Origin of the sequence: Bradyrhizobium barranii subsp. barranii (genome assembly GCF_017565645.3) — a bacterium.
GTDB classification, from domain to species: Bacteria; Pseudomonadota; Alphaproteobacteria; order Rhizobiales; family Xanthobacteraceae; genus Bradyrhizobium; species Bradyrhizobium barranii.
The window spans coordinates 47,843-64,641 of the sequence record NZ_CP086136.1; the positions used below are offsets into that span (position 1 = coordinate 47,843).

Consider the following 16,799-nt stretch of genomic DNA (forward strand, 5'->3'; position numbering starts at 1 on the left):
GCCCACCCTACGAGATCTCTCCTACGCCGCCTGACCGATGCTCGCCGCCTCTTCCGCGGCCTTGCGCATGCTCGCCGACATTTCGCTGGTGACGGTGCTCTGCTCCTCGACGGCGGCGGCCGTTGACGACACATATTCGCTGACGCCCTCGATCGCGCCCCGGATCGCCCCCAGCGCGGCGACCACGTCGACCGAGATGCCGTTCAGATTGCCGATCTCCTGCTCGATCCGGTCGGCGGCCTGCTTGGCCTGATTGGCGAGGTTCTTCACTTCAGATGCCACCACGGCAAAGCCGCGACCGGCCTCGCCGGCGCGCGCGGATTCGATGGTGGCGTTCAGCGCCAGCAGATTGATCTGACCGGTGATGCTGCCGATCAGCTGCACGATCATGCTCATCGACTCCGCCGCCTGCGTCAGCCGCTGCGCCTGATGGTCCGCCGCCTCGACCCGATCGACCGCGGTCGATGCGGTCTCGCGCGAGCGCGTCATTGCCTCGGCAATCTCGCGCACCGAGGCGTTGAGCTCCTCGGCGCCGGCGGCAACCGATTCCATCATGTCGCGCACCTTCTCGCTGCGCTTGCGCGCGATCACCTGGGCGGTGGTGTCGGAGGCGTATTTCACGACCTTGAACGGATTGCCGTTGAGGTCGCGGATCGGGTTGTAGGAGGCCTGGATCCAGACCTGCCGGCCGCCCTTGCCGACGCGCTGATATTCGCCGGACTGGAATTCACCGGCGTTCAGCCTGGCCCAGAAGGCGCGATAGGCTTCGCTGTCGCGCTCGTCGGCGCCCACGAACATGCTGTGATGCTTGCCGACGATCTCGGACAGCGTATAGCCGAGCGCGCCGAGGAAGTTTTCATTGGCCGTCAAAACCTTGCCGTCCATGTTGAACTCGATCACGGCTTGCGACTTGCCGATCGCCTCGATCTGGCCGGCAAAATTCGCATTCGACAGCTTCTGCGCACTGACGTCGGTCGCGAACTTCACCACCTTGAACGGCTTGCCGGTCTCATCGAGGATCGGATTGTAGGAAGCGAGAATCCAGACCTCCTTGCCGCCCTTGCCGAAGCGCTTGTACTCGCCGGACTGGAATTCGCCGCGGCCGAGCTTGGCCCAGAATTCGCGATAGGCTGCGCTATCGCGCTCACCCGCCCCCACGAATATGCTGTGATGCTGCCCCTGGATCTCGTCGAGCCGATAGCCCACCGTGCTCAGGAAATTCTCGTTGGCGGTGATGATGGTGCCGTCGAGATTGAACTCGATCACCGCCTGGGCGCGGCCGATCGCGGAAATCTTGCCGGCATCCTCGAGGCTGCGGATCTTGCGCGCGGTGATGTCTGTCGCGAACTTGACGACCTTCACCGGTTTGCCGGCTTCGTTGATGATCGGATTATAGGACGCCTGGATCCAGATCTCGCGGCCGCCCTTGCCGAGCCGCTTGTATTCGGCTGATTGATATTCGCCGCGACCGAGCTGCGCCCAGAACTCGCGATAGGCCGCGCTGCCCCGCTCCTCCGGCATCGCGAACATGCTGTGGTGCCTGCCGGCGATCTCGTCGAGCCGGTAGCCCATCGCGTCCAGGAAATTCTGGTTGGCCGTGATAATGGTGCCGTCGAGATTGAATTCGATGACCGCCTGCGACTTGCCGAGTGCAATGACCTGAGCCAAAGCCTCCCTAGCCGAAGAACCGCTTCGCCAAAAAGACATAAATGAACCCTTCCAAATGACCGAACAGGCGCGGCTTGATCTGCCAAAGCGCCCCGTCTGAGTCGTCGTTGACTCACTCTCCCGCCCGTTGACGGTGTCATTGGTTTGCTAATGATTACTTAAAATGCCAACATTTCAATCACTTAGCTATCTCTAAGGTTGCAAATTGATGCATCCGCATCGAAAATGGGGAGCGAAAATTTTGTCGCCTTCGCGTCCACGTAGAATTACGGGGCCGATCGTGCGCCTGTCGAGAAATCAAACTTGGACTGGTTCGACCGCGGCTCGACCGACTAAGCTGATTCGATGCTGATCCTTGCCATCGATACCGCGCTGGAAGCGTGCGCGGCTGCCGTTCTCGACACCGACGCCGGCCAGCTGCTTGCGGAGGAATCGCTTCTGATGAAGCGCGGCCACGCCGAAGCGCTGATGCCGATGATCGCGCGCGTGATGCAATCGGCCGATCTTGCCTTCACCTCGCTCGACCGCATCGCCGTCACCGTCGGTCCCGGAAGCTTCACGGGCCTGAGGGTCGGCATTTCGGCGGCGCGCGGCCTTGCGCTTGCGGCGAAGCGGCCCGCGGTCGGGCTGACGACGCTTTCGGCCTATGCCGCCACCGTCGTCGGCCAGAGCGGAACGGCGCCAGTGATCTCGGCGATCGATGCGCGGCACGATCACGTCTATTGCCAGATCGTAGCCGGCGACGGCAGCCCGCTGGTGCGGCCGAGCGTCGTGCCAATTGACGCGGCGATCGCGGCCTCGCAATTCGGTGCGCCGCATCTGGTCGGCAATGCCGCAAAGATCCTCGCCGATCGCTGGCCGAAGGACGGTCCGCAACCCGTTGCGGTCGACGCGCAGCCCGCGCCCGACATCGGCTGGGTCGCCTGGCTCGGCGCCGCGGCCAATCCCGAAACCACGCCGGCGCGGCCGTTCTATCTGAAGGCACCCGACGCAAAGCCGGCCGCACAGCCACCGTTCGCCGCACAAGCCGCAACCTCATGATGAGATGGCTTTCGGAATGGTGGCGCGGCGGCACGGCCGCCGTCGAGCCGGCGACCACGCGCGACGCCGCGCGGCTGGCGCAGCTGCACGGACAATCCTTTGCCCGCGGCTGGGGCGAAGGCGAGTTCGAGGGCATGATCGGCGAGCGCAACACGCTCGTGCATCGGTTGCGATTCGGCCGCAAGACAATCGGATTCGCGGTCTCGCGGATCGGCGCGGACGAAGCGGAAATCCTCTCCATCGCGGTCGACCAGGCACACCGCGGCCGCGGGCTGTCCGGCACGTTGCTGATGACGCATCTCGGCCACCTCGCAGGGCGCGGCGTGCGCACAATATTTCTCGAAGTCGAGGAAAATAACCAGCCGGCGCGGCGGCTCTACGATCGGGCCGGATTCATGGTGGTCGGGCGCCGCGAACGCTACTATAAGCAGCCCAACGGGGAACAATTGAACGCACTTCTGATGCGACGTGACTTGTCGTAACATTGATGGCAGAAAGCGCCCCCGTCAGGCAGACACACTATGACTGGACTTAAACCTTCCTCCGCCTCCAAGGCGACCGGCATCGAGGCTCGCTGCGCCGCCACCGGCATGCGCATGACCGAGCAGCGCCGCGTCATCGCCCGCGTGCTGGCGGAATCGGTCGACCATCCCGACGTCGAGGAACTTTACCGGCGCTGCGTCGCCGTCGACGACAAGATCTCGATCTCGACTGTGTATCGCACCGTCAAGCTGTTCGAGGATGCCGGCATCATCGAGCGCCATGATTTCCGCGAGGGCCGCGCGCGCTACGAGACGATGCGCGACAGCCATCACGACCACCTCATCAATCTGCGCGACGGCAAGGTGATCGAGTTCACCTCCGAGGAGATCGAGAAGCTGCAGGCGGAGATCGCCCGCAAGCTCGGCTACAAGCTGGTCGACCATCGGCTCGAGCTCTATTGCGTCCCGCTCGACGACGACAAGCCGACGTCTTAAGTGGCATGATCTTGTCGGAAAACCGCTTCACACTTTTCCGGATCATGCCCTCGTGCCTATAGATCTCATCATCTTCGATTGCGACGGCGTGCTCGTGGACAGCGAGGTGATCTCCTGTCGCGCACATGCGGACGTGCTGACACGGCACGGCTATCCGATCACGTCGGAGCAGGTGCTGGTCCGCTTCCTCGGCGTATCCGAGAAAGACGCGCGGCGGATGGTCGAACAGGAAATCGGCCACAACCTCCCCGACGATCTTGAGAGCCAAGTGAGTGCGGCCACGCTGCAATTTTACGCCAGCGATTTGCAGCCGATCACCCACGTGGCCGCGGCGATTGCCGCAATCGATTTGCCGAAATGCGTCGCATCGAGCGGCACGCCGGAGAAGATCCATCACGGCCTGACATGCGCCGGGCTCTACGACCTGCTCGCCCCGAACATCTTTTCCGCAAGCCAGGTCGCTCGCGGCAAGCCCGCACCCGATCTGTTCCTGTTTGCCGCCGAACGGATGAAAGCTGCGCCTGAACGGTGCGTCGTGATCGAGGACAGCGTCCCCGGAGTGACCGGCGCGCATGCCGCCGGGATGAGCGTGCTGGGCTTTCACGGCGGCAGCCATTGCCCGCCGGGTCACGCCGAGAGGCTGCGCGCCGCCGGCGCCGGATTGACGTTCGACGATATGCGGCACTTGCCGGAGCTGGTCCGGCGGGTTGCGGGGAACACCCGGGCGGGCTGATTTCGGCCTCGTGGTCATTCCGGGGCACACGCAACGCGTATGAACCCGGAATCTCGCGCCAAAACCTCCGGATTCCGGGTTCTCCCGCTTTGCGGACGCCCCGGAGCCACCCCGCTGGGTGTCATTCGCTGGATTTTCGCCCCTCCAGCCTATATCTGAGGGGCGTCCTCCACCTCAATTCCGGGTTCCATGACGCCGCCGCGCAAGCTGCACATCAAATCATATGGCTGCCAGATGAACGTCTACGATGCCCAGCGCATGGTGGACACGCTGGCTCCGGAAGGATTCGTGGAGACGGCCAACGCGGAGGATGCCGACCTCGTCATCCTCAACACCTGCCATATCCGCGAGAAGGCCTCCGAAAAGGTCTATTCCGAGCTTGGCCGGCTGCGGGTTGCCAAGGACGAGGCCGCGCGCGGGGGCCGGGCGATGCAGATCGCGGTGGCGGGCTGCGTGGCGCAGGCCGAAGGTGCGGAGATCACGCGCCGCGCGCCGGTGGTTGACGTCGTGGTCGGCCCGCAGAGCTATCATCACCTCCCGGAGCTTCTGAAGCGCGCGCGCGACGAAGGCCGTGCGATCGAGACCGAATTTCCTGCGGCGGACAAGTTCGGCTTCCTGGCCCAGCCAAAGCCCGATGCGATCCGCGCGCGCGGCATTTCCGCTTTCGTCACGGTGCAGGAAGGCTGCGACAAGTTCTGCACCTTCTGCGTCGTGCCCTATACGCGGGGCTCGGAAGTGTCGCGCCCCGTCGCGAAGATCGTCGATGACGTGAAGCGGCTGGCCGACAACGGCGTGCGCGAGCTCACGCTGATCGGCCAGAACGTCAACGCCTATCACGGCGAGGGACCGGACGGAAAAGCCTGGCCGCTCGGCCGATTGCTCGAACATCTCGCGAAGATTCCGGGCATCGCACGGCTGCGCTATTCGACCAGCCATCCCCGCGATGTCGATGACAGTTTGATTGCAGCCCATCGCGATCTCGGCGAGCTGATGCCGTTCGTGCACCTGCCGGTGCAGTCGGGTTCGGACCGGATTCTCGCCGCCATGAACCGGAAACATACCGCCGATGATTATCGGCGTGTCATCGACCGTTTCCGGTCCGCGCGCCAAGACATTGCTTTTTCATCAGATTTTATCGTGGGATTCCCCGGCGAAAGCGAGCAAGATTTTCTCGCCACCCTCGCGCTTGTCACGCAAATCGGCTACGCTGCGGCATATTCGTTCAAATACTCCGCCCGGCCGGGAACGCCGGCCGCGGATATGCAGGAGACGGTGTCCCCCGCCGAGATGGACCAGCGATTGGAGCGGCTCCAGGAACTGATCGACAGCCAGCAATCGGCCTTCAACAAGGCCGCGATTGGCTCAACGGTCGATGTGCTGTTCGAGCGTCCGGCCCGCAAGGAGGGCCAGATCGTCGGCCGCACTGCCTTCCTCCAGCCTGCGCATGTGATGGCCTCGCCCGACATCATCGGACAGATCCTGCCGGTCCGGATCGACAGCCTCGAACGCTATAGTTTCCTCGGTGAGCTCGTGACGCCGCGTAACGCGCGCGAGCCCGCTTTATCGCAAGCCATTGGAGCCTGAACCCTTGCCAAAAAGCGCATCGGATTCGTCTTCGTTCGCTCCCAGCCGCAAATTTGACCGCGACATGCAAGTTCCGCCCGAGACCCAGGTCGTCATCGACTTCGACGACAACCGCGCCGCATCCGCGCTGGTCGGCCCCTACGGCCAGCATCTCGCCCAGATCGAGCGGCGGCTCGGCGTCGTGGTCGACTCCAAGGGCAACCACATCACCATCGGCGGCACGCGCGACGGCTGCGACGCCGCGCGCCGCGTGCTGGAGACACTCTACGCGCAGGCCGTGAAGGGGCAGGATCTCGACCAGGGCGAAGTCGAAGGCGCGATCCGCGCCGTGATCGCACAGGGTTCGCTGTTCGAATTCGACGCCAAATCGGCCAAATCCACTTTCGACAGCATCAATTTGCGCAAGCGCCCGGTGCGCGCGCGCACCGCCGCGCAGGATTCCTACATCCGCGCGCTGAAGCGCCACGAGCTGGTGTTCGGCATCGGCCCCGCCGGCACCGGCAAGACCTGGCTCGCGGTGGCGCATGCCGCGCAGCTGTTCGAGCGCAAGGAAGTCGACAAGATCATCCTGTCGCGTCCGGCGGTCGAGGCCGGCGAGCGGCTCGGCTTTTTGCCCGGCGATCTCCGCGAGAAGGTCGATCCGTATCTCCGTCCGATCTACGACGCGCTTTACGACCTCATGGATGCGCGCATCGTCGAGCGGGCGCTCCAGACCGGCGAGATCGAGATCGCGCCGCTCGCCTTCATGCGCGGCCGCACGCTGACCAACGCTGCGATCATCCTGGACGAGGCGCAGAACACCACGTCGATGCAGATGAAGATGTTCTTGACCCGTCTCGGCGAGAACAGCCGCATGATCGTGACCGGCGATCCCTCGCAGATCGACCTGCCGAACGGCCAGACTTCGGGCCTTGCGGAAGCGACGCGCCTGCTGGGCGGCGTCGAAGGTATTGCACAAGTTCATTTCAAAGCCGAGGACGTGATCCGCCACGAGCTCGTGGCACGAATCGTCTCTGCCTATGAGGGGCAGCCGCAGCGGCCGGCCACCGGTAAATCCTAGCGAGACAACAACCGGACCATAGGGACGCGGACAGGGTCCTTTGGTTCCGAACAGACAAGATGTCACATCCAAACCTTCCCATGACCGAGGTCCTCGTCGTTGCCGATTGCTGGCAGCGCGACCCCGATTCCGAAGCGGTGATCCAGCGTGCGGTGGCGGCCGCCGCCGAGAGTGTCGACGAGGACGTTGCCGACGCCGAAGTGGCCGTGATGCTGACCGATGATGCCGGTATCCGTACGCTCAACAGCAACTGGCGCGGCATCGACAAGCCGACCAACGTGCTGTCGTTTCCCGCGCTCCAGCCGGAGGGCGAGTGGAAGGAAGGCGATGCGCCGCGCATGCTCGGCGACATCGCGATCGCCTACGAGACCATGCGGCGCGAGGCGGACGAGGAACAGAAGCCGTTCGATCATCATTTGAGCCATCTCGCCGTGCATGGTTTCCTGCACCTGGTCGGCTACGATCACGAGAACGATGGCGACGCGGAGGAGATGGAAGCGCTCGAACGAGAGATCCTGTCTCATCTCGGCATACCCGATCCCTATGCAGACCGCCCGGGGACGCATTGAGATGCCCGATTCCGACCCTATTCACGACAATCCGCGCAATACCGCCAATTTGCCGGTCGTGGTGACATCAGGTGAGGTGATGCGGCCGACCGCGGAAGGCTGGCTGCTGCGTGCCATTCGCACCCTGTTCGGCTGGAAGGCGGGATCGGTGCGCGACGATCTCCAGGTCGTGCTCGATGCCACGACGCCTGACGACACCGGCTTCTCGACCGTCGAGCGCACCATGTTGCGCAACATCCTCGGTCTGCACGAGCGCCGCATCGCCGACGTCATGGTGCATCGTGCCGACATCATCGCGGTGAAGCGCGACATCCCGCTCGGCGAGTTGATGGACTGCTTCGAGAGCGCCGGCCATTCGCGCCTCGTCGTCTACAACGAGACGCTGGACGACCCCGTCGGCATCGTCCACATCCGCGATCTGCTCGCCTTCATGACCGCGCGCGCACGGGTGTCCGAGGCCACGAAAACCAAGCGCAAGAAACCGCTGCCGGCCGGCCTCGACCTGCGTACGGTCGACCTGGCGTTACCGCTGCAGGATGCGCGCATCATCCGCAAGCTGCTCTACGTGCCGCCGTCGATGCGGGCGATCGACTTGCTGGCGCAGATGCAGGCCACGCGCATTCATCTGGCGCTGGTGGTCGACGAATATGGCGGCAGCGACGGACTGGTTTCGCTCGAGGACATCGTCGAGCAGATCGTCGGCGAGATCGACGACGAGCATGACAGCGACGAGCCGCCCTCGATCGTGCGCCTGCCCGACAACGCCTTCATTGCAGACGCCCGCGCCAGCCTCGACGACGTCCGCACGGTGATCGGCGAGGATTTCGTCACCGGCGAGGCGGGTGAGGAAGTCGAGACGCTCGGCGGCTATCTCGTCAGCTTCGTCGGGCGCCTGCCGGTGCGCGGCGAGGTGATCTCCGGCCCCGGCCATTACGAGATCGAGGTGCTCGATGCCGATCCGCGCCGCGTCAAGCGGCTGCGCATCTCGACACGGAAGGAGCGCCCTGCGCCGCGTACCCAGCGCGAGAGCCGCCGCCGCGAAGCCACGCCGGAGAGCGGCCAACCGCCTTCCAGCGACACGCCCGTCCCGCCGCCAAGCGACGGGACCGGTTCGCAGTGAGCCCGTTCCAGCGGTTTCGGCAGATTGCGCTTGCCATCATCCTCACCTGGGGATGGAAGCGTGCGCTCATCGCGATGGGATGCGGTGCGCTGTCGGTGCTGGCGCTGGCGCCATTCAATGTCTTTCCGGTGCTGTTCATCACCTTCCCGGTGCTGGTCTGGCTGATCGACGGCGCGGGCGCCGGACGATATCGCGGCGTCCCCGCCGCGGCACTGACGGGCTATTGGTTCGGGCTCGGCTATTTCGTCCCCGGCCTCTACTGGATCGGCTACGCCTTCTTCGTCGACGCCGATGTGTTCGCGTGGCTGACACCGTTCGCCGTGCTTGGCTTGCCGGCCTATCTCTCCATCTTCACTGCGATCGGATTCGCGCTGGCCCGCCTGCTCTGGACCAAGGATGCCACGCGCATCCTCGCGCTGGCCGCAAGCCTCACCATCGCCGAATGGCTGCGCGGTCACGCATTGACCGGCTTCCCCTGGAACGCGTTCGGCTATGCCCTGTCCGAGCCGCTGCCGCTGGCGCAGACGGCGTCGCTGATTGGCCTGTGGGGCATGACATTCCTTAGCGTCGCGATCTTCGCAAGCCCCGCGGCTCTGATCGACCGTACTCCCGATCGCCGCCCGGCATGGCGCGCGCCGGCGGCTGCGATTGCTCTTCTGATTGTCATGAGCATCTTCGGCGCGATCCGGCTGTCGCTGCATCCGACCACGATGGTCGCGGGCGCGAAGCTGCGCCTGATGCAGCCGGACCTCCAGCAGGACGCGAAATTCAACTACGCCGCCAAGGCGGAGGTGATGAAGAAATATCTGGCGCTGTCGGACCGCGCCTCGGGGCCGCAATCCACCGGCGTGCGCGATGCCACCATCCTGATCTGGCCGGAATCCGCCTTTCCGTTCTTCCTGACCCGCGAAGCCGACGCGATGGCGCAAATCGCCGAGCTGCTGCCGAAGGGCACGGTGCTGATTACTGGCTCGGTCCGCGCCCCCGACCTGCCGCGGGGCACGCCGATCACGCGCGCCTATAATTCGATCTACGTGATCGATCACGACGGCAGCGTGCTCTCGGTCTACGACAAGCTGCACCTCGTGCCGTTCGGCGAATTCCTGCCCTACCAGGACCTGATGGAGAAGCTCGGCTTCGAGCAACTCACGCGCGTGCGCGGCGGATTCATTCCGGGCAGCGTGCGACATGCGCTATCGGTGCCCGGCGCGCCGCCCGCGCTGCCGCTGATATGTTACGAAGCAATTTTTCCAGGCGAGGTCGCCGGCCGCAATGAGCGTCCGGGCTGGATCGTGAATCTCACCAATGACGGCTGGTTCGGCATATCGACCGGTCCCTATCAGCATCTCGAGCAGGCCCGGATGCGCGCAATCGAGCTCGGATTGCCGCTGGTCCGGTCCGCCAATACCGGCGTGTCAGCGGTGATCGATCCGGTGGGACGAACCGTTGCCAGCCTCGGCCTCGGCGTCGAAGGCATTTTGGATGCAAACCTGCCCGCCGCAATTCCGCCGACCGTCTATGCGCGGGTGGGCGACGTGCCCGCAGCCATGCTCGTTGCGCTGGCCGTGTTTCTGGCGGTCCGCCGACGTGTTGCCAAACGGCACCCCTGATCACGCCTCGCGGCCGCCGCGACCGGAATCCTTTGACAACCGTAGTCCCACGGTTGACAGACTGCACGCGCCCTCCTCATTCTGCACCGGCTGCAAAAGACAGTGGGCGTTGCTAAATTTCTCCGCAATGTTTCCCAATAACAGGGTTTGATTTTGACGCTGCTGGCACCGGAGGCATTCTTGTGATTGCGCCGAAGGTGATGCTTGGAGGCTGAGGAAATGTCGAAAGCGCCCAACCCTGTTGACAAATATGTCGGCAGCCGCGTGCGTATGCGCCGCATCATGTTGGGCATGAGCCAGGAAAAGCTCGGTGAAGCTTTGGGCCTGACTTTCCAGCAGATCCAGAAGTACGAGAAGGGCACGAATCGCGTCGGCGCGAGCCGCATCCAGCAGATCGCCGAGATTCTGCAGGTGCCGGTGTCGTTCCTGTTCGAGGGCGGACCGAGCGGCGTGGCCGGCCCGGACGGCTTCGCCGAAGGCGCCTCGCCTTCCTATGTCTCGGACTTCCTCGCGACCTCCGAAGGTCTCGCTCTGACCAAGGCGTTCACCCGAATCACTGATTCGAAGATGCGCCGCTCGATCGTCGATCTTGTCGAGCAGATCGCCGCCCGCGAAGGTCCCGACAAACGCTGACGCGACGGCTCAATCCGATTTGAGACTGCGTCAAATCTGGCCTATGTCGTCATTTGCGGGCGCGTTTTTGGTGCGCGCCCTCTTCGATGATGCGGTTCAAAGGCACAGATGCGTTCATGACCAAGTCCAATTGGTTCGATTCACAAACTATTCTCGATGGCATCCGTCGCTGGGTGGAGATCGAGACGCCGACGGACACACCTGAACAGGTCAACAAGCTGATCTCCGTGGTCGCGGAGCAATACCGCGATCTGCCGGTTACGCTCGAGCGCGTCGCCGGCGTCGATGGCTGCGGCGATCATCTCGCTGCACGCTCGACCTGGGGCCAGGACCGGCCGGGCATTTTGGTGCTGAGCCACCTCGATACCGTTCACCCGATGGGATTCATCGAGCGCCTGCCGTTCAAGGTCGAAGGCGACAGCGCGTTCGGTCCCGGCATCTACGACATGAAGGGCGGCGCCTATATCGCCCATCACGCCTTTCGCGCGCTCTGCGCCGCCGGCGACCGCTCGCCGCTCGGCATCACCCATTTGTTCACCTCCGACGAGGAGATCGGCAGCCCGACCTCGCGCGCGCTGATCGAGGCGGAAGGGCGCAAGGCCAAATACGTGCTTGTGACGGAGCCCGCGCGCGACGGCGGCAAGATCGTCACCGGACGCAAGGGCGTCGGACGATTCGAAGTATTCATCAAGGGTGTGCCCGCACATGCCGGCACGAGGCCCCAGGATGGCCGCAGCGCGATCCGCGAGCTTGCCAACGTCATCCTGGCGCTGGAAGCGATGAATGATCTGGCACGCGGCGTTACGGTGAATGTCGGCGTGGCGCGCGGCGGCACGCGCCCCAACGTCACGCCGGAGGAGGCCTTTGCCGAAGTCGACCTGCGCGTGCCGAGCTTTGCCGACGCGGAAGAGTTCGTCGGCAAGATCCTCGGGCTGACATCGAAGACGGATGGCGTCACCGTCAAGGTCACGGGCGGGCTCAACCGTCCACCTTATGAGAAGAGCAATGCAGGCGCCTCGCTGTACGAACACGCGAAGTCGCTTGCCACCGAGATCGGCTTCGAGCTGATCGACACTCACACCGGCGGCGGCTCGGATGGCAATTTCACCGCCGCCCACACCGCAACGCTCGATGGACTCGGCGTCGACGGCAAGGGCGCACACACCCATTATGAGCAGATCTACCTCTCGTCGCTCGAACCGCGCGCGCGGCTGCTCCATCGCCTGTACCAGACGCTGCGATGAGCGAACGAAAATCAGATCCCGATCGCGATGATAGCGAGCGCGCCTTCTTCGGGCGCCGCAAGGGCCACAAGCTCAGGCAGCACCAGGCCGAGCTGATCGATCATCTACTGCCGCATCTTTCACTCGACATCGAGGGCGAGAAGCCGGCGAATGCCAATGAGATCTTCGATTCCGCGGCCGACGATGTGCGGCTTGAGATCGGATTCGGCGGCGGCGAGCATCTTGCGGCCGAGGCCCAGAACTTCGCCACGACCGGCTTCATCGGCTGCGAGCCCTATGTCAACGGCATGGCAAAGATCCTCGCGCAGATCGAGGCCGCCAACATCGGCAACATCCGTCTGTTCGCAGGCGATGCCGCCGAGCTGCTGGCCTGGCTGCCGCAGGCATCGCTGTCGCGGATCGACCTGATCCATCCCGATCCCTGGCCGAAGCTGCGGCACTGGAAGCGGCGCTTCGTCCAGGACCGCACCATCGCCGCGATGGCACGCGTGCTGAAGGCGGGTGGCGAATTCCGTTTCGTCTGCGATATCGACGATTACTGCGCGTGGACGCTGATGCATCTGTCGCGGTCGACGGATTTTCAGTGGCTCGCCGAATGCGCCGACGATTTCCGTCGGCCATGGGACGGCTACACCATGACGCGCTACGGCCGGAAGGCCACGCGCGAAGGGCGCAAGACCACATATCTGCGGTTCAGGCGGCGCTAGATCGTCTGGCGGTTGCGCCAGAATTTCACGACGCGTTCGGCCGTCGACGGCATCAGGCGCGTGAAGTTCACGCGCGCCTGCTCGAGATCGGCATCGGCCGGCGTGCGATGCGGGCCGTACCACATCAGGATCAGCGCGCGCACCGTGGGCCAGCCGAGATTGAGCACGCGCCCCAGAATGAGAATCGGATCGTAGCGGTCGCCCGCGACCAGGCGATCGAGGATCGAGAGGCGGACACCGGACATCGCCGCGAGCGAGGCGATCGATTCCTCGTATTTGAGCGCCTTGGCGAAGCCGAGCAGCGCGCTCTCGCCGAGATGACCCTCGCGATGCAAGGTCAGCACCGTGCGCTGTGCATCCGAGAAATCGCGGCGCGGCCCCCGCGGCAGCGCGGCCTCCTCGATCGCCGCCATGGCGCGCTTGATCTCGACCTGGCGCACGGGATTGACCACGCTCGAGAGGCGGCGGCGGATGACGTCGAGCGTGCCGTCGAGCAGCTGTTTCAGGTGCTCGCCCGAGAGATCGTTGCGCTGGCCGATCTTGAGCGTCAGCACGCCGTCCTGCGACGCACGCTTGATCAGCTCGGAATAGCTGCCTTGCGAGAACTCCGCGCCGGCATTGCCCGCGGCGCGACGCACCACGTCGCGATCGCCGCGCTCGACCAGCACGTCGGTGATGGCGGCCGACAGTGCGGGGCGCTCGGTCATCGCTAGCAGATGGCCCTGACCCTTCAGCCGCGCGATCTCGACGAGAGCGGCGTCGTCGAGCACCGGCGAGCGGCGCAGCACAGGACCCGCCACCATGATCTCGTTTTCGCGCGCGAGCTGGCTCACCAGATGCGGCGGCGCATTGTTCAGGCGCGAGAAGCGCTCGGCGAGGTCGACGCGCGAGGCGAGCTCAGCATGCGGAACGAGATCGATCAGCAGATTGTCGAAGAGATCGACGAGATCGGGACGGAGCTTCTCGGCGTCCTGGAAGAACAATTGGGCGATGGCGCGCGCGATCTCACCGCGACGCCGGGGGTCGCCGCGCTTGACGATCTCGTCCAGTCCGGGAATGAGCGACGTGGCAGCGGTCATGAAAACGCAACTCGTACAGGGCACGCCGCGGGTGCGCCCTTGGTCCAAGCCGCCCCACAATCAGGGAATTTAGGCCTGCTAGATGAAGGAAGCGTTGCGCGGGGGGCCACAGGCCGGGCGCAAAAAGCCTCGTCTTTCCCGCGATGGGCCTTGTCCGGGAGGACGGAAAGGGCTATATCAGCGCCAATTCATCTTCTCATACGATCCGCGTAGTGAGAGTGGGCCCGAAAGGACCCGCTCTTTTTTATTACATACGCGGCTTGGTGGAAGATATGCGGCCCGGCGAGCTGCCGGGATAAAGAGTTCCGAAACAGGCTCTGCAGATCCTAACCTGTTCAAGTCCTTAACCAAGCCTTAACCATCGAGCGCCTTGACCCCTGATATGACCGAACCGAACACTGGTTCCACGGATGCCGAGTTGCTGGCCGAGCCGAGGCTCGTGGTCGAGCCGGGCGTGGCGGCTCGTGTGTCTGCGGTCGCAGGTCCAGTGCTCGAGGGCATGGGCTACCGCCTGGTGCGGATCCGCATCTCCGGCGAGGCCGGCTGCACCGTGCAGATCATGGCCGAGCGGCCGGACGGCTCGATGCAGCTCGAGGATTGCGAAGCGATCTCGCGGGCGCTGTCGCCCGTGCTCGACGTCGCGGACCCCATCGACCGCGCTTATCGGCTGGAAATCTCCTCGCCGGGGATCGACCGTCCGCTGGTGCGCCGCTCGGATTTCGAGCGCTATTCCGGCTATCTGGTGAAGATCGACATGGCGGTCGCCCATGAGGGGCGGAAGCGGTTCCGTGGCATGCTTGGTGCCGTCGAAGGCGACCGCGTGCACCTGCGTCGCGACGACGCCAAGGCGAGCGATAATCCCGACGTTCTCCTGACGATGGAAGACATCGGTGAGGCACGTTTGGTGCTGACCGACGAGCTGATCGCGGAATCCATGCGCCGCGGCAAGGCCGAGGAGCGCCAGATGCGCCGCGATCTCGGCATCGAGCCGCCGGCTGCACCGCACGCGGAAATCAGTGCGAAGATCACCAAGAACACCAAGCCGCAAAAAAAGAAGCCGGCCCCGACCAATACGAAGAAGCACCGCCTGGCCGCCGAACGCGCGCGGCGGGGCGAGATCGAGCCTGACGAAGGAGACTAGCCATGGCAGTCAGCGCCAATCGACTTGAATTGCTCCAGATCGCCGATGCCGTCGCGCGCGAGAAATCGATCGACCGCGGCATCGTCATCGCCGCGATGGAGGACGCCATCGCCAAGGCGGCGCGGGCACGTTACGGCAGCGAGACTGACGTTCATGCCGAGATCGACCCGAAGAAGGGCGAGCTGCGGCTGTCGCGCCACATGCTGGTGGTCGAGAAGGTCGAAAATCATTCCAACCAGATCTCGCTGGTGGATGCGCAGCGCGCCAATCCCGGCGCCCAGGTCGGTGACACCATCGCCGATACGCTGCCGCCGCTGGAATATGGCCGCATCGCCGCGCAATCGGCCAAGCAGGTGATCGTGCAGAAGGTGCGCGAGGCCGAGCGCGACCGGCAATACCAGGAATTCAAGGACCGCATCGGCGACATCGTCAACGGCGTCGTCAAGCGCGTCGAATATGGCAGCGTGATCGTCGACCTCGGCCGCGGTGAAGCCATCATCCGCCGCGACGAGATGCTGCCGCGCGAAGTGTTCCGCAACGGCGACCGCGTCCGCGCCTACATCTTCGACGTCCGCCGCGAAACCCGCGGCCCGCAGATCTTCCTCTCCCGCACCCATCCGCAGTTCATGGCGAAGCTGTTCGCGCAGGAAGTGCCTGAGATCTATGACGGCATCGTCGAGATCAAGGCGGTGGCCCGCGATCCCGGCTCGCGCGCGAAAATCGGCGTGATTTCCCGCGATTCCTCGGTCGATCCGGTCGGCGCCTGCGTCGGTATGCGCGGCTCGCGCGTGCAGGCGGTGGTGAACGAGCTGCAGGGCGAGAAGATCGACATCATTCCGTGGTCGCCCGACATCGCGACCTTCGTGGTCAACGCGCTGGCGCCGGCGGAAGTCTCCAAGGTCGTCATCGACGAAGACCGCGAGCGCATCGAGGTCGTCGTGCCCGACACCAACAACCAGCTCTCGCTGGCGATCGGCCGCCGCGGCCAGAACGTGCGTCTGGCCTCGCAGCTCACCGGCTGGGACATTGACATCCTGACCGAGCAGGAGGAATCGGAGCGCCGCCAGGCCGACTTCGAGAACTCCACCCGCGTCTTCATGGAATCGCTCAATGTCGACGAGGTCGTCGGCCAATTGCTGGCGTCCGAAGGCTTCACCTCGGTCGAGGAACTCGCGATGGTGGACCTCAAGGAACTCGCCGGCATCGAAGGCTTCGACGAGGAGACCGCGCAGGAGCTCCAGAACCGTGCCCGCGAATATCTCGAGCAGCAGGAGGCCGAGATCGAGGCCAAGCGCAAGGAGCTCGGTGTCGAGGACGCCGTCAAGGACGTGCCCGGCGTCACCTCCAAGATGCTGGTGAAATTCGGCGAGAACGACATCAAGACCGTCGAGGACCTCGCCGGCTGCGCCACCGACGATCTGGTCGGCTGGACCGAGCGCAAGGAAGGCGGCGAGCAGACCAAATATCCGGGTGCGCTCGACGGTATCGAGATCTCCCGTGACGATGCCGAAGCCATGATCATGCAGGCCCGCGTCAAGGCCGGCTGGATCACCGAAGCCGATCTCGCCAAGCCCGCCGAAGAGGCCGAGGCGGCCGAAGATCAGCCGGCTTAAGGACGAAGGAGAATGTCGCC

At 64.4% G+C, this 16,799-nt stretch carries 16 protein-coding genes; 14 read left to right on the plus strand and 2 right to left on the minus strand.

Annotated elements, in window-relative coordinates; translation table 11 throughout:
* Positions 1-21: 21 nt before the first annotated feature.
* Entirely contained in the window at positions 22-1,707 is a 1,686-nt protein-coding gene (locus J4G43_RS00195; protein WP_208083714.1) for a methyl-accepting chemotaxis protein, read from the minus strand.
* Positions 1,708-2,013: 306 nt separating this feature from the next.
* Here J4G43_RS00195 and tsaB point away from each other — a divergent pair, with 306 nt between their 5' ends.
* The 12 genes from tsaB (at position 2,014) to J4G43_RS00255 (ending at position 12,946) form a co-directional block, all read left to right on the plus strand.
* Entirely contained in the window at positions 2,014-2,709 is a 696-nt protein-coding gene (tsaB, locus tag J4G43_RS00200; RefSeq protein WP_208083715.1) for a tRNA (adenosine(37)-N6)-threonylcarbamoyltransferase complex dimerization subunit type 1 TsaB, read from the plus strand.
* Positions 2,706-3,191: a ribosomal protein S18-alanine N-acetyltransferase gene (rimI, locus tag J4G43_RS00205; RefSeq protein WP_208083716.1), complete on the plus strand. Its 486-nt coding sequence runs from the start codon at positions 2,706-2,708 to the stop codon at positions 3,189-3,191. Before tsaB ends, rimI begins: the two co-directional genes overlap by 4 nt.
* Before the next feature lie 39 nt (positions 3,192-3,230).
* Positions 3,231-3,686: a Fur family transcriptional regulator gene (locus J4G43_RS00210; protein WP_028150589.1), complete on the plus strand. Its 456-nt coding sequence runs from the start codon at positions 3,231-3,233 to the stop codon at positions 3,684-3,686.
* 52 nt (positions 3,687-3,738) lie between these two features.
* Positions 3,739-4,419: an HAD family hydrolase gene (locus tag J4G43_RS00215; protein ID WP_208083717.1), complete on the plus strand. Its 681-nt coding sequence runs from the start codon at positions 3,739-3,741 to the stop codon at positions 4,417-4,419.
* 189 nt (positions 4,420-4,608) lie between these two features.
* A complete protein-coding gene (gene miaB, locus J4G43_RS00220; RefSeq protein WP_208083718.1) occupies positions 4,609-6,003 on the plus strand; it encodes a tRNA (N6-isopentenyl adenosine(37)-C2)-methylthiotransferase MiaB in 1,395 nt (464 codons plus the stop codon).
* Between the two features lie 64 nt (positions 6,004-6,067).
* Positions 6,068-7,063, plus strand: a complete 996-nt coding sequence (locus J4G43_RS00225) for a PhoH family protein (RefSeq protein ID WP_071908935.1) — start codon at positions 6,068-6,070, stop codon at positions 7,061-7,063.
* Between the two features lie 80 nt (positions 7,064-7,143).
* Positions 7,144-7,632 (plus strand): rRNA maturation RNase YbeY, encoded by a 489-nt coding sequence (ybeY, locus tag J4G43_RS00230; RefSeq protein ID WP_225004544.1) that lies wholly within the window; start codon positions 7,144-7,146, stop codon positions 7,630-7,632.
* 1 nt (position 7,633) lies between these two features.
* Positions 7,634-8,752 (plus strand): hemolysin family protein, encoded by a 1,119-nt coding sequence (locus tag J4G43_RS00235; protein ID WP_225004546.1) that lies wholly within the window; start codon positions 7,634-7,636, stop codon positions 8,750-8,752.
* Entirely contained in the window at positions 8,749-10,362 is a 1,614-nt protein-coding gene (gene lnt / locus J4G43_RS00240; RefSeq protein WP_063980133.1) for an apolipoprotein N-acyltransferase, read from the plus strand. The genes J4G43_RS00235 and lnt overlap by 4 nt, the downstream gene beginning before the upstream one ends.
* A gap of 219 nt (positions 10,363-10,581) precedes the next feature.
* The gene (locus J4G43_RS00245) at positions 10,582-10,995 is read left to right on the plus strand and encodes a helix-turn-helix domain-containing protein (protein ID WP_008131807.1); all 414 of its coding nucleotides are present in this window, start codon (positions 10,582-10,584) and stop codon (positions 10,993-10,995) included.
* Between the two features lie 86 nt (positions 10,996-11,081).
* A complete protein-coding gene (locus J4G43_RS00250) occupies positions 11,082-12,239 on the plus strand; it encodes a M20 family metallopeptidase (protein WP_135214073.1) in 1,158 nt (385 codons plus the stop codon).
* On the plus strand, positions 12,236-12,946 hold the full coding sequence (locus J4G43_RS00255; RefSeq protein WP_208083721.1) for a tRNA (guanine(46)-N(7))-methyltransferase TrmB: 711 nt from the start codon (positions 12,236-12,238) through the stop codon (positions 12,944-12,946). Before J4G43_RS00250 ends, J4G43_RS00255 begins: the two co-directional genes overlap by 4 nt.
* Here the strand turns inward: J4G43_RS00255 and J4G43_RS00260 are convergent.
* Positions 12,943-14,025: a DUF2336 domain-containing protein gene (locus J4G43_RS00260; protein ID WP_208083722.1), complete on the minus strand. Its 1,083-nt coding sequence runs from the start codon at positions 14,023-14,025 to the stop codon at positions 12,943-12,945. The two genes, J4G43_RS00255 and J4G43_RS00260, sit on opposite strands and share 4 nt — an antisense overlap.
* A 382-nt stretch (positions 14,026-14,407) precedes the next feature.
* On the opposite strand from J4G43_RS00260, the gene rimP reads away from it, so the two are divergent.
* Both rimP and nusA read left to right on the plus strand, forming a co-directional pair.
* Entirely contained in the window at positions 14,408-15,166 is a 759-nt protein-coding gene (gene rimP, locus J4G43_RS00265; RefSeq protein ID WP_166064175.1) for a ribosome maturation factor RimP, read from the plus strand.
* Between the two features lie 2 nt (positions 15,167-15,168).
* Positions 15,169-16,779: a transcription termination factor NusA gene (gene nusA, locus J4G43_RS00270; protein WP_071908929.1), complete on the plus strand. Its 1,611-nt coding sequence runs from the start codon at positions 15,169-15,171 to the stop codon at positions 16,777-16,779.
* Positions 16,780-16,799 lie beyond the last annotated feature (20 nt).

Excerpts from the sequence above, each read along its gene's own strand:
- J4G43_RS00260 (WP_208083722.1), bottom strand. The coding sequence starts at position 14,025 with ATGACCGCTGCCACGTCGCTCATTCCCGGACTGGACGAGATCGTCAAG.
- rimP (WP_166064175.1), top strand. The coding sequence starts at position 14,408 with ATGACCGAACCGAACACTGGTTCCACGGATGCCGAGTTGCTGGCCGAG.
- nusA (WP_071908929.1), top strand. The coding sequence starts at position 15,169 with ATGGCAGTCAGCGCCAATCGACTTGAATTGCTCCAGATCGCCGATGCC.
- ybeY (WP_225004544.1), top strand. The coding sequence starts at position 7,144 with ATGACCGAGGTCCTCGTCGTTGCCGATTGCTGGCAGCGCGACCCCGAT.
- J4G43_RS00210 (WP_028150589.1), top strand. The coding sequence starts at position 3,231 with ATGACTGGACTTAAACCTTCCTCCGCCTCCAAGGCGACCGGCATCGAG.
- J4G43_RS00250 (WP_135214073.1), top strand. The coding sequence starts at position 11,082 with ATGATGCGGTTCAAAGGCACAGATGCGTTCATGACCAAGTCCAATTGG.
- J4G43_RS00245 (WP_008131807.1), top strand. The coding sequence starts at position 10,582 with ATGTCGAAAGCGCCCAACCCTGTTGACAAATATGTCGGCAGCCGCGTG.
- miaB (WP_208083718.1), top strand. The coding sequence starts at position 4,609 with ATGACGCCGCCGCGCAAGCTGCACATCAAATCATATGGCTGCCAGATG.
- J4G43_RS00225 (WP_071908935.1), top strand. The coding sequence starts at position 6,068 with ATGCAAGTTCCGCCCGAGACCCAGGTCGTCATCGACTTCGACGACAAC.
- tsaB (WP_208083715.1), top strand. The coding sequence starts at position 2,014 with ATGCTGATCCTTGCCATCGATACCGCGCTGGAAGCGTGCGCGGCTGCC.
- J4G43_RS00195 (WP_208083714.1), bottom strand. The coding sequence starts at position 1,707 with ATGTCTTTTTGGCGAAGCGGTTCTTCGGCTAGGGAGGCTTTGGCTCAG.
- rimI (WP_208083716.1), top strand. The coding sequence starts at position 2,706 with ATGATGAGATGGCTTTCGGAATGGTGGCGCGGCGGCACGGCCGCCGTC.
- J4G43_RS00255 (WP_208083721.1), top strand. The coding sequence starts at position 12,236 with ATGAGCGAACGAAAATCAGATCCCGATCGCGATGATAGCGAGCGCGCC.
- J4G43_RS00235 (WP_225004546.1), top strand. The coding sequence starts at position 7,634 with ATGCCCGATTCCGACCCTATTCACGACAATCCGCGCAATACCGCCAAT.